The sequence below is a fragment of the Aedoeadaptatus coli genome (genome assembly GCF_900343085.1).
In the GTDB taxonomy this organism is placed as follows: Bacteria; Bacillota; Clostridia; order Tissierellales; family Peptoniphilaceae; genus Aedoeadaptatus; species Aedoeadaptatus coli.
In genome coordinates this window covers 76,533-91,611 of record NZ_OPYI01000005.1, presented here as the reverse complement: position 1 = coordinate 91,611, position 15,079 = coordinate 76,533, and the positions used below count along the sequence as shown (strand labels likewise).

Genomic DNA, 15,079 nt, shown 5'->3' with positions numbered 1-15,079 from the left:
TTCTTTCTTAATCTTTTATAGATCTAGAGCTTAAAACGGTGTTTCCATTTTATCTATAATCATATAATTGTCATCTTCATCTACAATGTTGTATTTACTTTTTAAAATTTCGATCGAGCGAACATAAATAGACGGCTCAGTTATAGTGGTCAATCCAAAATTAATAGAACGAATATTGAGCTTGCCCATGAGAATAACGTCTTGACCGTCTTCGAGATTTCCTAGCGTCGTCATTAAATTATTGTCTGTATCAGCAGACGAAATATAGCGACAGGGTACTAACATTTTTTCTTTCTGATTTTCTACTTCTAATTGAAAATTCATCGAATCAAAGGTTCTGCCATCTTTGCCCGTAAATTGTTCAACAGCTTCCTTTGAAACTACTTTTCCTGAAAACATGCAATGATTCATAATATCCTCCTAGATTTCTCTTTCATCTTGATTTTTCATTTTCTTATCTTCCCGATCGACTTCCTTATTTTTTTGTCTATCTTCTTTAGCTTTTAGCATCTTAAAACTATAAAGATGAACGGACGTCCGATCTTTTCCTTCTTTATTTTTATAGTGCTTTTCCGCACCTTGAACATGGACAAAATCTCCTTGTTTCAAGTCGGCGACCTTTAACGCATTCTTTCCATAAGCACTGATCGATCGAGAGGCTTTTTCTCCATTTTCATCTTTATAAACAATAAAGAAGTTAGCTACTTGAATTTTTTCACCTTCACGAGTCGTTATATCGGTAAGGCTTACATCTTGTGTCAGATTACCTCTTAAAGAAACAATGTCTTGCCTCTTTACACCTTCAAGAAGATCACAATCATTTAAATTGATTGAGACAGCCTTCTCTCCGGACTTTTTAGAGTATTCTTGCTCTGTTCCATACACTCGTATTAGATCTCCTTTTTTGAGATCCATGACTTTATCTATATTATGTTTATAGGCACTTACAGGGCGGTATTCTCTTTCTCCACCCTCATTTTCAAATACGATTGAAAAATTGGCAACGGAAAAGGGCTTACCTTCTTTAGATATTGCAGCTTCAATCTTGATATCTTCTGCAATATATCCTTCTTGTACAATTCTTTTTTTGTCTTTATTTTGAGTCATTGTTCTCTCTCCTAAACTATTTCTTGTTTTCAAAATCAAAAATCACTTCATGATCTGAATTCAATTTTAATTTTGCATTAAACTTATTGCCTTTCTTGGAAACAAAGCCTTTTATAAGTTTTGTCTCTCCATTTTCCAGAAGTTCTGCAACTTCTGATTCATTAATGGATTTTCTACACATTTCCGTGAAAATATGAAAATTACATTCCTTATTCGTACAAAAATAAACCTTCTTCGTCTTAATTATTGCATTACCACAAATAGGACAAGATCCAATTTGATTGCTGCGAATTAAACTTGAATCAGGTTCAAAATCTGAACAATGGTCTGTAATTTCCTTAATAATCTTCTTTAAAAAATTCTCAGCTTGATAGTCGCCGGTGGAAATTAAAGATAGTAAATTTTCCCACTGAGCTGTTGTCTTAGGATCTTTAATTCGACTATCAACTACGGTGATGAGTCTTTGTGCCTTCTCTGTAGACCTGAGATTCTTTTTATCTCTCACTAGATATTCGGACTGGATCAACTTTTCAATAATAGAAGCCCTTGTAGCAGCAGTACCTAAGCCTTTTCGCTCTATCTCTAAACTCGTATCTAGATCTTCAGTTCCCGCCGTTTCCATAGCTCCTAAAAGTGTTGACTCATTATAGGGTTTTGGCGGACTTTTCGTTTTTTCAACGATAGAGATATTTTCAATTGACAGAAGCTCATTTTCTTCAATTCTGAAAATTGGACTGTTCTCAAGGCTGATTTCTCTGTATAACTTCTCGACCGACTTAAAGCCTTCTTCTTCAATAATTTTGCCAACTGCTTGAAGTTTAACTTCAGGACGCTCTTTAAAGATAGCCTCTGCTTTTTGTTGCCTGATGATGTGATCTCCCGAAACCGATTCTAATAGCCTATAGTAAATGAGTTCATAAATTTTAATTTCTGAACTTGGCACATTATGAAGATCTTCATCTAAAGATTCTAGTGTCGGCAACAGTGCATGGTGATCAGAAACTTTACTATCATCAAACAATCGATCGTGATTGCTCTTTTTGTCGTTCATTTCGTATAACGGACAATGATGAATTAGTTCTTCCGTTGTACTTTTCATACCTTCAGTGAGATAACGTGAATCCGTTCTTGGATAGGTTATAAGCTTCTTTTCGTATAGACTCTGTGCATAATCTAAAGTCTGCTGGGCTGTGAAACCATACACTTGATTGGCTGTTTTTTGTAAACTCGTTAAATCGTAAAGACGAGGAGCGGAAGTTTTCTTTTGATCTTCAACATAGCTAGTAATTATAATATGTCTTCCCAGATCACCGGGAACATCTTCTTTCTTTTCCCATTGATTAATAGATCTAAAGAGGATCTTTTGATTGTCCTTGATCGCCTGTACTTCTAGTTCATAGTATTTGGATTTCACAAAGTTTTTAATAGCATTATCTCGTTCAACTACCATGGCGACCGTAGGTGTTTGTACTCTACCAATTGTTAGTTTTTCAGAATAACCTACAGTGTATAGGCGTGTATAATTCATTCCTACCAACCAATCGGCTTTTGCTCTTGCCAGTGCCGATTGATAAAGCGAGTCGAACTCACTTCCATCTCTTAACTTATCTAAACCCTCTCTTATGGCTTTATCTTCAAGTGAAGATACCCATAGCCTTTTTATGGGCTTAGAGCAGTTTGTCTTAGCATAAACAAGTCTGAAAATAAGCTCGCCTTCTCGACCGGCATCTGCTGCACAGATGATTTCACTTACTTCTTTTTGATTCATGAGTGCTTTTACTACTTTAAACTGATTCTGTGTAGATTGCACTACATTGAATTTCCATTGAACCGGGATCATGGGCAAAACTTTCAAATCCCAGTTTGCCCATGAATCGGTATAATCTTCCGGTACTGCCAATGACACTAAATGCCCGACACACCAAGTAACAATATAGTTTCCACACTCAAAATAGCCATTACGGCTATGACTATTGCCAATCACTTTTGCAATTGTTTTTGCGACAGAGGGTTTTTCTGCAACAATTAATTTCACAAGCTCCCTCCTTATTCTTCGTCGTCATCGTCAAATTCGTCTTCTGCTTCTATAAACTCGTCTTCCATGTCCTCCGCAAGTATATCGCCTTCATCTTCTAAGCCTTCTTCATTTGCTTCTTTCTTTTTCTTTAAATACTTTAAGACTAAAGCTACTGCAACTCCGCCTAGAATAATGGGTAACATTAGCATTCGCTGAATTTGTTTTTTCTTCTCTTTTTCAAGCCTCTTTTCTTCCTGGAGCTTTTCTCTATTTTCTTCTCGAAGCTTCCTACTTACTTGCTGGAACTCTTCTCTTTCTTTTTCTCTCTCACGAGTTTCTTCCGTCAAGTTCTTGGTCATACTTGCGAGTTCTTGTTCGTCTGTCGTACCCAGTAATACTACATCTTCACTGTATTCGTCGTAATTTACTAATAGCTTTAAAGTCGTACCATTCGCCGTCGTAAAGGGAATTAAATCAAACTTATTACCTCTGGAGTTAAAGTCGTTCCCTTTCTGATCGACATTCATGATGATTCGACCTCTCGACTCATGAATATCATTTTTCTTCGAAGGATCAAAAGGTACAATCTTTTTATTCTGTTCCTGACTATCTTGATACTGAGGCGTATCTGAGCTAACGATTGTTTCTTCTTTTACGTCAGTCCCATATTCATTTATATTTGATTTTCCTGTAGCAAAGGCTTGTGAAGAAATGCTTAAAAAACACAAAGCCATTGCCACTATTTTTAGCTTATTCTTCATCTTGATCCTCTCTTTCGTCTTCATCATCTTCATCAAAGAGGCTCTGATCGATTTCATATAACTCTGTATCATCATTTTCGTCATAATCTGCCTCGTAGTCCTCGTAAAATTCATCGTCATCATCATCGTCAAGTTCATCGTCGTCAAACTCTTCATGTGTTTTCTTTTGATCTTTAAATCGTTTTGCGACGATAACACCGACAACGACTAAAATCATCAAGAAGATTGTTCCACCATTTCCTTTTTTCTCAGGTACTTCTTCTTTGTTTTGTTTTTGATCTTCAAGACGTTGTCGTTCAAGTTCTTCTTGCCGACGTTTTTCTTCTTCTTCACGTTCTTTTTCCTGTTGATCTAAATCTTCACCACTCATTACCTTCAAGCGGTCTTCGGAAAGTTCACTGAATAGTTCCGAGTCAATAATCTCTCCTGTGTCAGGATTTCTAGTTGTCACGAGATAGTATAGCTTCCCATTTTCAGCTCGGAATTTTATAAATTGCTGTACATCAGGCTTCTTTTCTTCCGGCTTTGCCATTGTCGGCGTAGTAGCTTTTTCAGGCACTGTTTCCGATTCCGTTTTTTGTTTAGGCTCAACTACAGCTTTTGGAGCAGACGGAGCAGTTTGTACCGTTGACTTTTGTGCCGGTGACGTTGGTGTAACTGCTTTTTTAGGAATTGGATTTCGTCTTGCTGCCGGTTTTGCTGCCTGTGTTTTTTTCGGCTGAGACGGCTGTTTTTTAGACTCCGGCTTTAACTTACTTTCTATATATCGATTCTGTGACGGATTGTTGTATAACTTTAATTTGTTGGCTATCTCCTGATTGCTCGCATAAATAGGCTGTGCAATTAGTAACATACCTAAACAAAGGATAAGCCCTTTTTTAATGTGCGATTTCATCTTCTCCTCCTTCTTCTTTGTCAGGAACTTCCTCGGAAGATTCCATCATATTTAATAAAGGAACTAAATCTTTAAGATCTAGTTCCTTTTCAACAAATATTTCTTCTACTTCTTTACCAAGATCAGCATAGTAATCTTCGTTTAGAACATCTAACTCTTTCTGCATATCTGCGATTTTCGATTCGAGTTTTTGAATCTTTGTTTTCTTTTTTATAACTTTTTCTATCGTCATTTTTTCTCCTTTACGGTAAATAACTTCCGAATCCAACAAGTTTACTTCTCCAGTAACTCGTATTAATGTTCGCTATAATGACACCTCTACTGGAACTGGCGTGTATCATTTTTCCATTTCCAATGTAGACTCCGACGTGTGATATCGGTTTACTCGTATTATAGGTTTTGTGGAAGAACACTATATCGCCAGGCTTTGCCTGATCTGCAGAAACCTTTCTTGCACCGTTGTACAAAGATACGGTTTCTCTCGGAATATTAATACCTTTTTGCTTATAGACGTAATGTACAAAGCCACTACAGTCAAAGCCTCGTGGACTTGTACCGCCCCAAACATAAGGAACGCCACTATAGCGTTGTGCTTCTTTTAATAGTGATGTTCGCCGTTCACTAACATTTCCTCCCGGCTTATAACCTTTTGGAAGTATCGCTACACGCACTTTGCGTCGTCCCCAATTGTAGGCTTCTTTTTTAGTTTCAAACAGCAAGTCAAGGCGTTTACCTTTAATGGCTCCACCTGTATCTTCTGCACGACAAACACCGTAGCCTTCTACCCATAAAACGGTTCCTAGCGGAATCACTTTCGGGTCAACAGCTACCACGCCTCGTACAAGTTTTGTCCCCATGGCAGTTCCATTGTAACCGCCATTTTCTCTAGGGTCAGGTGTGTAGGCAGTTGCAATAAAATAATCGCCTAAAGGTTTGGCTTCGCTTGGCATTGCGCCACCTTGACCCCAACCTCCGGAAGAGAAATCTATACTGCCTATGCTTGGACGTGGATTGTACATCTTGTACTGGACTCGTCCGCCTTCTGACCATAAATGAAAATACGGATTTAGTATTTGATTTTGGTCATTAATAATTTGAATAGATAGCTTACCTGACGCAGTACCGATTTGATCTCCGATTTTAACCTTACCGGTTTTGGTCGGACTAACTCCTCGATACTTAATCTTCCAACCTGTGTCATCAGTTAAAGTTAGACCACCGCTGCTCGAAGATACTGCACCGTCATTTACAGCTACTACCTTTTCACCGCCGGCATTAATATCCAACCAGTTATAAAGAGTAACCTTATTGTTTATAACGTTCCAACCGAACATTCTTGATATCTTGCCCTTCCAATCACTTTCTATTGGAGATTCGAAGAGCATGAAGTTACCTTTAGATTCCATATAAATATCGAATTTTTCAAGGTCTGTTACTTTGTCTGAGTCTCCTGAACTTCCAGAAATCTCCGGAGTAGAAGGTGGTGGTGTCGGCGGATTAGGCTTGGGTTTTGGCTTGCGCCTTCCATTGCCTTGAATAAAAGGTAGCGGATTGACAGGTTTGCCATTGACATGTACTTCGTAATGTAAATGAGGACCTGAACCGATACCGCTCCTACCTGTACGAGCAATAACTTCTCCACGTTGAACACTTGAGCCTACCGCCTTGGGCGCTCGACCGTTTAAATGTTGATATAACGTTCTCAGACCACCTCCATGGTCAACAACAATATACCAACCACGGAAGCGATTGAATTTATTCGTTATAACCCTTCCTGATTCTGAAGCGTAGACAGGCGTACCAACAGACGCACTAAAATCCACTCCTCTGTGAAATGTACTAGCTCCAGGTACAGGCGCTTTACGTGGACCAAAAGGCGAGGTAACTCTTATATGCTTTAAAGGCTGTGCAAATTGACCATTGCCATAATCTCCCATTTCGCCAGTTGCCCCTGAATAATCTCCTCCACCTAATCGAGAGCGAAGCACCGTTTCTAAGTCATTAGTATAAAGTGTCGCTTCTAAAATCTTATATAGGTAAGGGCTTCCATTCCGTCGGTAGCGTACTTCCGTGCGTTTAACAACTTTGTATTGATACTGTTCCTTGAATATACTCTCTAATTCTCCGGTAACATCTTTCAACTTGAAATCTTCAAATTTTACCGTTAAATATGCAATAAGCAAATGTGGATCGTGACCTATAGCGTCATCTACAACGTGATACTCATCAAAGCCAGGATAAACTTTCTCGATGTTTTGAAGCTCCCATTGTAGCTTTGCTTCTTTTTTCATGTAGTATTTGTCTGCTTCCGTAACATCGATAAAATCTGCAAGATAAGACGTGTTACCTAAATAGGTAATACCTACTAAAGATGATGATACACAAGAAAAAAGCACAAAAATAAGCAGCACGATGATGAGTGCCAGTGCTAAATATTTAGCACCTTCTTTTTCCCCGACCCTTTTAATCGCTTGACCGGGATTTTTCATCGCATTGCTTATTCTTTCTCTTAATGATTGAGCATTTGACGAAGCCCCTTTTGATTCTAAGTAGGATTCTCTTGCTTTTTTCTTATTCCTAGCTTTTTGATATGCCTTGTTAATCTTTTGGGTAGCTTTTCTCGTTTTAACGGCAGTCTTAGCTGCCTTGTTGCCAGTTTCAACTGCAAGATTCTGATCTGCATTTAGCTGATCTACCCGTCTAGTTGCTTCATCTTCAATGTTAAACTTGTGTTCTTTAACTTTATGAATCATTGATGATTCATCATTTTTTAATCGTGACGCATACTGCTTTCTTTTTTTAGCAGCTTTTAATGCCATTGCAGACATACCGACGCTTCGTGCTACGGTGTCAGCACCGGCGTTTTTATCTTTGTTTAATCTTGCAATTCGATCGGAAACACTTTCGAGTTTTTGATCGAGTTTTAAATGTTCAGCATTGACCTTTTCTTCGTCATCAAAGAACATTTTGTCCGAGAATCGTTTTTCTTTTTTTAAATCAGACTCTTTTTCTTGTTCATTACGATATTTTGAAGAATAGGCTTTTTTAATTAGCTTCTTCTTTTTCGCAGCACTATTTGAGTTTTCGGGTTCAGAGTTAAAGAGAAGGGATTCTTTAATATCCTTGTTTGTATATTCTTTTTCCGAATCCGCTCTTGCGTCTTCTCGCTCGTCTAAATCGCCATAATGTTGAACATTCGAATCCCTGAAGTCGGCATCATATCGATCAATAATACCGTCACCGTCGAGATCCATTTCATCTGTCATCTTAAACTTTTGAGCTTGAGCCGAAGAATTTTGTCTTTCCGCCTCCACTTTATTGTCAGCCACATCTGTCTGATATCTTTGATAAACAGTGTTCGCCTGTTTTTTCCTAAGCTTTTCTTTTTTTGGATCTTTAACACTATTACGATGTTGCCGTACAGAAGATCGATCAGCATCATAAAAATTTTGATCGGCGTAAGACTTAGGCTGACTACCGGTAGATGGCTCTTTCTCTTTTGATGAAAAATTCTCGTTAGAGGTTTTTCTTTTATTCAGCTTCTCGTATTTCTCTTTTCTTTCCGTTAAATCGACTACACGATTAGCGGGCTTGTCTACGAGTTCACGCTGAATAGCAGCAGAAAGAGGCGATTGAGTCGGAATAAACTTTTGATTTTCCAGTTCTTGAAGATAATCTTGACGACGTCGTTCTTCTTCAATTCGGCGTTCGTCAATTTTTCTGTTTTCTTCTAATCGCCGTTCTTCGTCTCGCCTTCTTTGTTCTAGCTCTTTAGCATATTCCTCTCTTTCACGCTCCCTACGCTCTTTTCTCATGAGGTTTTTTCTATAATTTAACCTCTTTTGCTGTTCATAGGAAGCCGTTAATTGAGCATTTATAGCTTTATCAGTCTTTCTAAAGTCTTGCTTAACGCTTTCTTGTTTCTTTATATTTTCTTGCTGATTGGTAAAGGCTCGATAGTCTTTGAAAGATGAAGCATGAAAAGATTCGTGCTTGGCATTGTAATCGTCTCTAGTTCTGTTCAGAGATTGGCTATAATTCTCCTTACTCTTTTGTACCTTGGAAGAATCGATAGGCTGTTGGCTAGGCTTATTTTTATAATTGTTTCTTTTCAAAACTTCACCTTCCTATCTAATACATTTTCTCTCCCGGTTTCGTTGTCATGAGTTTGTAGAGTTTCGTTTCCTTCGGGAACTTATCTATAAATGGCACAATAACATTGCCAAAGTATAATAAGCCCTCTCCTTCACCTGAATTGGTGATATAAGACAGTTGATCTTGTGAAATACCGAGACGATGAGCTAAGATTTCACGGTCGCCAGAAGCTTGGTTTAACATTAAAACAAAGTCTGAGTTTTCGATGATGTTTTCAATCTCTTGACTTAGTAGTAAGTCCTTAACGTTTTGTGTGATACCAGTTGGGATTCCTCCCCACTTTCTAAACCGCTTCCAGATTTCCACCGAATATTCCGCAGTTTGCTTTTCTTTTAGCAGCAAGTGGAACTCGTCAATGTAAAAACAGGTCTTTTTAAAGTTGTCTCTGTTAATGGACACTCGATTCCAAACTTGGTCTTGAATAATCAGCATACCTAGCTTCTTCAGTGCATTACCCAAGTTTTTAATGTCGTAGCAAATGACTCGATTGTTAGCGTCTACATTTGTACGATTGTTGAAAACTCGAAGGGAACCTGTTACATAAATTTCAAGAGAGGTCGCTAATCGCTCAGCTTCTATATCCTTTTGTCTCTTTAATTCATTGTATAGGTCTTCCAGGATCGGAATATTTTCAGGAATAGGATTTTCTAAATATTTCCGATAGATCGCTCTTGTACATCGGTCGATAATGGTAATTTCTGTCGGCTGTAAACCTTGCGTACCACCTGTGATCAGTTCGAATAGGGATAGAATAAACGACGCTTTAAACATGATTGGGTCGTCGCCGTCGGCGTAGTTAATATTAATATCCAAAGGATTAATATGATGTTTGGAGTTTGGTGATATTTCAACAACTTCACCACCTAGCGCCTTTACCAATGGCGAATATTCCGCTTCAGGGTCACAAATAATAATGTCATTATCTGTGATGAAGAAAGCATTCGTCATTTCCCGCTTGGCCGAGAAAGATTTACCGGCACCAGGAGTACCTAGAATCAGTCCATTAGGGTTTTTTAGTGTACCCCTATCTACCATAATCATATTGTTGGATATGGCGTTTAAACCGTAATAGAGGGCTTTCCCGCCCATAAATAACTCTTGGGTTGTAAAGGGTACAAAAATAGCTGCACAAGACGTTGTGAGCTTTCTTTCAAAGTCTATTTGATTTACCCCAATCGGTAACGCAGACATAAGTCCTTGTTCCTGTTGATAGTCCATACGTTTTAAACTACAGTTGTATTTTTGAACGATACCATTTAATTGGAAAATGATATTTTCAAGCTTCTTTCTATTTTTAGCAAAGGTCGTAATCTGGAAGCTTACAATAAAATGACGCTCGTTTCGCCCTTGGAGTTCTTCCAACAAATTCTTCGCTTCTTCAGAAAAGCTCGCAAGGTCTGAGGGGATAATATCCATATCGTAACCTGAGCGAACGGCTTTCTTTTGTTCCTCAATCTTCGTTCTATCCAGGTCGGTAATTGTCCGCTTAACTTCTTTAATTGCTTCTTGTTGATCCATTGATCGAATATGAATATTCACCAATAGATCGTCTTCGATGTCTAAAATTTCAGCAAGCATTTTATCCGACAGTTCAGGAGCGTCAATTCTTAAAAAGCTACTTGCACCATACATCTGCCCCATTTTAAATATTCGTGGATTTTGAAAATTAAACGATGAGGGAGATATATAGTCCTTCGTCGTCATGCTTCCGGTTCTTACATTATGCCAATCAAACGTCGTCCGTTCTCTGTCGCTTCCCTGATTTAAAATATCATGAAGTTGTTCGACACGTTGTTTCCCGGTTAAACATTCAGCCTGTACGCCTAGTGTTTTAAAATTATTGCGAATATCTGTTTCTATTCGTTCAAGTCTTGGAATAGCTTCTTTTAAATTTTTAGCTTTAATGGTAAAAGTAATAAACTTTCGTTTAATCAAACCATTGTTGCCTTTTGCCAATTGATTACGAAGCATTCTACTATATTCCATTCGAATATCATTGAACGGGTCATTCTGCTTTTGTATGCGAATATTGTGCATGAGCCTGTCAGCAAAACCTGTTAAATTTAAAAAAGTCAGTTGGAAATCAATCGTCGAGTCGAAGTAGTTTAAAAACTTACAATAGTCGTCGAAAATCTTTCTTTGATCTTCAGGCTTTGCTAATCGGTAGTTAATGTCAGTAAACTCAATACATTTGTTATAGCGTCCTTCGTCAAGCTTCATAATACCGTCTTGAAAGATCTTGTCGTAAGGTAAGCTATCTTGCGTCGTGTAGACTTCGTTGTCCTCTTTCTTAACGAGTAATTGCAATAAGTTTTGTAAAACTTGAGGAGTCTTTGATTCCGACTTTTTGGCTTTTGTGTTGCCAAAGTCTTCTTTATTTTTCTTCGCTGCGTCGATGTTTGATTTTAGACGCTGTTCTTGCTTTTTTTGGAAATTTTGATTCAAGATGATCTCACCTCTTTTTCTTCTTTTTTGTTTTTCCTTTTATTTTTGTCGTAACTTCTCGCTTACTTTGAGTCAGCGTCTTATAGCGTCGTATGCCAGGTCTAAAATATTTCTGTCGGCACACAATGTAGAGATATTTCTCTAGAGTCATGCCGTCTTTTTTAAAAATACCGGCAACAAAAAAAGGACTTGCAATAATAAACATTAAAATTGAACGCACGTCACTTGGTAAAAAATGACGTGTAAACCAGTAAGCGGGAATTGCAAAAGCCGCTCCTATCGAAAAACAAATCAATTGTCTTTTTGTTAGGTTAAATGCGACTTTAGATTCATACTTTGACAGGTCTCTCGGTACATTTACATAAGCCATTGCTTCCTCCTTTCTTTACGCTGCAGAGACAATCGAACTTGCTGCCGATTTTGTTCTAAAGAGTACAATCACGGCAAGTAAGCTTGCTGCTAGGAACGAGAACATAAATGTCCATGGATTGCCATTTTTTGCTACTGTTAGAGACTGCACGAATACCGACCATGCTCCTAGAGTGATGATAATAAATAAACCTTGCAAGCCTAATGCGACCGCTGATTTGATATAAGAGTCTCCAATATGTCCATATCGGCTCGATGTTAGAGTCGCAAAGGGTAATGCACCTACAGAAATAATAAAGTACATCTCAATAATACGTCCTACACAAATGACCCAAATAACAATGCCTAATGCCCAGACAATCATCTGCATAGCATTAAGTTGCGTGGTAAAAAACATTAGGTCTACTATGCTCATCTTTTCTATACTTGCTTTCATAGCTTCTTGCCCTACCTGGAATTGTTGAATACTAATTCCTGAGGCTGAGCGTATGACAGACTGCATAACATCAAATATTGCCATTGAAAATTCAAAAGCATGACTAACTAAATAAATGGATATCGATGTTTTAAAAATCCATTTAAAAAATATAAAGGTTTCAAAATCATTAAAATTGTTCCTGTCGATAACTAGATGAATTATTTCATAGATCGCAATAAAGGTAATAATTAAGACGGCGATTGGTATAACCGCCGTCTCATTAATGTTTTTTGCTAAATTGTACAAGTCTGAATTATATGCTTGTGGAGTTTGTGATACGACATCGCCTGCTTTCGTCATTTGGTCGTTCATCATCTTCTGCATATTTTCAAAGACCTTCATACAGTTATCGATCATAGGTTGCTTTAAACCGTTAAGGAACTTCTCCGCTAACTGCATAAGCACCTCCTCGATAAAAGGCTATTATTAGCTTGTTTTGTCTTAAAATAAACCCGATAATAGGGGAATTAGTTTCGTTCCAACTAAAACAACGCCACCACCAGCCATTAACTGCTTAATACCTTGCGATTTTGCGCCGGGATTATCGTTCCCATAGCCTTCCAAAAGATTGATTACGCCCCACGCACCGAGACCGGCACCTAAAGCTACTACTAATTGTTGTAAGGTTGTAACTGCACTACTAAAAAATCCCATAATATTCTCCTTTATTTAATCTTTATAATTAAAGCAAACTTCGTACTCTTCGCATTCTTCATCTTCCAGTTCGTCCAATAAATCTTCCCATGCCCTTTCATAGAGCTTAATTTCAACAGTGGTATCTGCCGTTCTTTGAACAAACTTTTTTAGCTTTTCAAGAGCTAAAATGCCCATAGCGCCGACTGTTGTTATAGAGGAGAATGCTACTACCCCTACTGCAACGCCATAAGAAAATTTCTCACGCTGTTTTCTTTTCATCATTACCTTCTTCCTTCTTTATTCTGTCAATATACGTACTCATTACTTGTTTTGGAATCGTTGTTTTCTTTTTTAGATAGCTCATGCTTCTTCTATATAGATATTTTTCGACATCAAAAGCATATTTGTCGTTATAATCGGATAACTGTTTATAACGTTTATGACTTAGTAGATCGTATTTATCACTAAAAAAAGGTCTGGAACCACGAATCTGCAAAATGCACTTACCGCCGTCCATGACGGCTACTTCATCTTGCGTCATTAATGAGCGACCTGTCTTTTGATACGACATACCATAACTCTTTTCTCTTCCTCTATTTTCAGAGTCATTAAATAAGTCTATTGTCTCCTTACCTAACAGTTCTTCCATTTCTTTGGAAGTTGTTTTCTCCTTGCCACCCAGGAAAAGAGTAGTATCGCAGTTCCCAACAATGGTATCTGCTTTTTCTTTATAGAGGTCTTTTAATTGCGATTGGGTCTGAAGAATAACACTAGCAGAAATTCTTCTCGAACGAATCGTAGCAATTAATTTTTCGAAATTAGGTATTTGTCCAATGTTGGCAAATTCATCGAGTAAGCAACGGACGTGGACAGGAAGTTTCCCACCAAACTTATCGTCTGCTCGCTCACACAGTAAGTTAAAGAGCTGAGAATAAAGCATTGCTATAACAAAGTTAAAGGTCGTATCGGTGTCGGAAACAATAATAAATAGAGCAGTTTTACGGTCGCCGATTTTATCTAGTTCAAGGTCGTCGTAAGACATAATTTCTTTTAATTCGTCTATATCAAAAGGAGCTAATCGCGCACCGCAAGAAATTAAAATGGACTTAGCAGTTTTTCCGGCTGCTAATTTATACTTCTTATATTGACGGACTGCAAAGCAGTCTTTTTTCCGCTCTTCAAGTTCTTCAAACATGATGTCGATAATGTTTTTATAGCTTTCGTCCTCTTCACTTACCTGAGAATTGTCGATCATATCCACTAATGTTCCAAAGTTTCGATCTTTCTCTTCAAGTTCAAATACGATGTAGGCAATTAATGCACAGTAAAGTAGACGTTCTGCTTTAACCCAAAAGTCTTCTCCTGAGTGACTGCCTTCACCTTTTGTATTAATCATCAGAGTATTTACAAGCTTTAAGATGTCTTTTTCTGTTCTTACATAGGCGAAAGGATTATAGTGCATGGACTTTTTAAAGTTGATTGTATTAAACACTCTAATTTGATAAGCTTCACGCACTGCTTTCTTCTTGCCTTTTTTATCTTTTTTAGTCACAATCTTGCCACGAGCAAGCATTTTTCCCGTCTCCGTCAAAAGACTGCCTTTCGGGTCTGTTATAACGTAGGAGCTATGCTGTTGCATAATATTAGGTTTTACATAGAAGCGTGTTTTACCTGAGCCAGAACCGCCGATTACCAGAACATTTTTATTTCTCTCGAACTTCTTTTTACTCACCGGCATTCTTTCTTCCATAGTTAATGATTCTGTCTTTGTCAGAATAATATTCTCGTCAGGATCGCTGCTATTAATGTATGGCTTGATATCTTTATGATCTGCCCATTTCGCAGAGCCATACTCTTCACCTTTCCGAAACTTCTTCGCATTTTTAGCTTTCTGCCATACGATGATTCGAATGAGTACACTTGCAGCTAAGGCATAGAGTGTAAATTTTCCCAAGGGTATAAGTGGAATTTCAGTATTAAAACACATCGCCAGATTTTTAAATGCAAACCCAAAGGAAACACGATCGATTAAAAAGAAAAGTCGATTAAAGAAAAAGAAAAATAGTATATAGGGGAAAATCAACGCAAACAGCGTTTTCTTATTGACTTCTCTCAAATCCTGTATTTTAGAATCCACATAATCCTGAATGTCTTTTGAAATTTGATTGATAATATCCATAAATAGCCCTTTTTAAGTAAAAGAATAGGAAGAGGGA

The 15,079-nt window shown here is 37.8% G+C and carries 12 protein-coding genes and 1 pseudogene; all 13 read right to left on the bottom strand.

Annotated elements, in window-relative coordinates; all coding sequences use genetic code 11:
• Positions 1–30: 30 nt before the first annotated feature.
• Positions 31–411, bottom strand: a complete 381-nt coding sequence (locus tag DG046_RS03795; RefSeq protein WP_108831247.1) for a hypothetical protein — start codon at positions 409–411, stop codon at positions 31–33.
• A gap of 9 nt (positions 412–420) precedes the next feature.
• On the bottom strand, positions 421–1,107 hold the full coding sequence (locus DG046_RS03790) for a single-stranded DNA-binding protein (RefSeq protein WP_068455170.1): 687 nt from the start codon (positions 1,105–1,107) through the stop codon (positions 421–423).
• Between the two features lie 16 nt (positions 1,108–1,123).
• Positions 1,124–3,142, bottom strand: coding sequence for a type IA DNA topoisomerase (locus DG046_RS03785; RefSeq protein ID WP_159082046.1), 2,019 nt, complete (start codon positions 3,140–3,142; stop codon positions 1,124–1,126).
• A gap of 11 nt (positions 3,143–3,153) precedes the next feature.
• Complete coding sequence (locus DG046_RS03780; RefSeq protein ID WP_159082045.1) at positions 3,154–3,885, bottom strand: DUF4366 domain-containing protein; 732 nt, start codon at positions 3,883–3,885, stop codon at positions 3,154–3,156.
• Positions 3,875–4,780 carry a hypothetical protein gene (locus DG046_RS09620; RefSeq protein ID WP_159082044.1) on the bottom strand — a complete coding sequence of 302 codons (906 nt, stop codon included), beginning with the start codon at positions 4,778–4,780 and terminating at the stop codon, positions 3,875–3,877. The genes DG046_RS03780 and DG046_RS09620 overlap by 11 nt, the downstream gene beginning before the upstream one ends.
• Positions 4,764–5,012 carry a hypothetical protein gene (locus DG046_RS03775; protein ID WP_108831244.1) on the bottom strand — a complete coding sequence of 83 codons (249 nt, stop codon included), beginning with the start codon at positions 5,010–5,012 and terminating at the stop codon, positions 4,764–4,766. Before DG046_RS03775 ends, DG046_RS09620 begins: the two co-directional genes overlap by 17 nt.
• A gap of 10 nt (positions 5,013–5,022) precedes the next feature.
• Positions 5,023–8,895 carry a CD1108 family mobile element protein gene (locus DG046_RS03770; RefSeq protein WP_108831243.1) on the bottom strand — a complete coding sequence of 1,291 codons (3,873 nt, stop codon included), beginning with the start codon at positions 8,893–8,895 and terminating at the stop codon, positions 5,023–5,025.
• Between the two features lie 16 nt (positions 8,896–8,911).
• Positions 8,912–11,380 carry a VirB4-like conjugal transfer ATPase, CD1110 family gene (locus tag DG046_RS03765; protein WP_445323175.1) on the bottom strand — a complete coding sequence of 823 codons (2,469 nt, stop codon included), beginning with the start codon at positions 11,378–11,380 and terminating at the stop codon, positions 8,912–8,914.
• Between the two features lie 7 nt (positions 11,381–11,387).
• Positions 11,388–11,750: a PrgI family protein gene (locus DG046_RS03760; protein ID WP_108831242.1), complete on the bottom strand. Its 363-nt coding sequence runs from the start codon at positions 11,748–11,750 to the stop codon at positions 11,388–11,390.
• Between the two features lie 15 nt (positions 11,751–11,765).
• The gene (locus DG046_RS03755; RefSeq protein WP_068455200.1) at positions 11,766–12,626 is read right to left on the bottom strand and encodes a VirB6/TrbL-like conjugal transfer protein, CD1112 family; all 861 of its coding nucleotides are present in this window, start codon (positions 12,624–12,626) and stop codon (positions 11,766–11,768) included.
• A 42-nt stretch (positions 12,627–12,668) separates the two neighbouring features.
• Positions 12,669–12,881 (bottom strand): Maff2 family mobile element protein, encoded by a 213-nt coding sequence (locus DG046_RS03750; protein WP_108831241.1) that lies wholly within the window; start codon positions 12,879–12,881, stop codon positions 12,669–12,671.
• A 15-nt stretch (positions 12,882–12,896) separates the two neighbouring features.
• On the bottom strand, positions 12,897–13,145 hold the full coding sequence (locus DG046_RS03745) for a hypothetical protein (protein ID WP_108831240.1): 249 nt from the start codon (positions 13,143–13,145) through the stop codon (positions 12,897–12,899).
• Positions 13,146–13,197: 52 nt separating this feature from the next.
• Positions 13,198–15,036, bottom strand: a pseudogene (locus DG046_RS03740) (VirD4-like conjugal transfer protein, CD1115 family); the annotation flags it as partial.
• Positions 15,037–15,079: the final 43 nt, after the last annotated feature.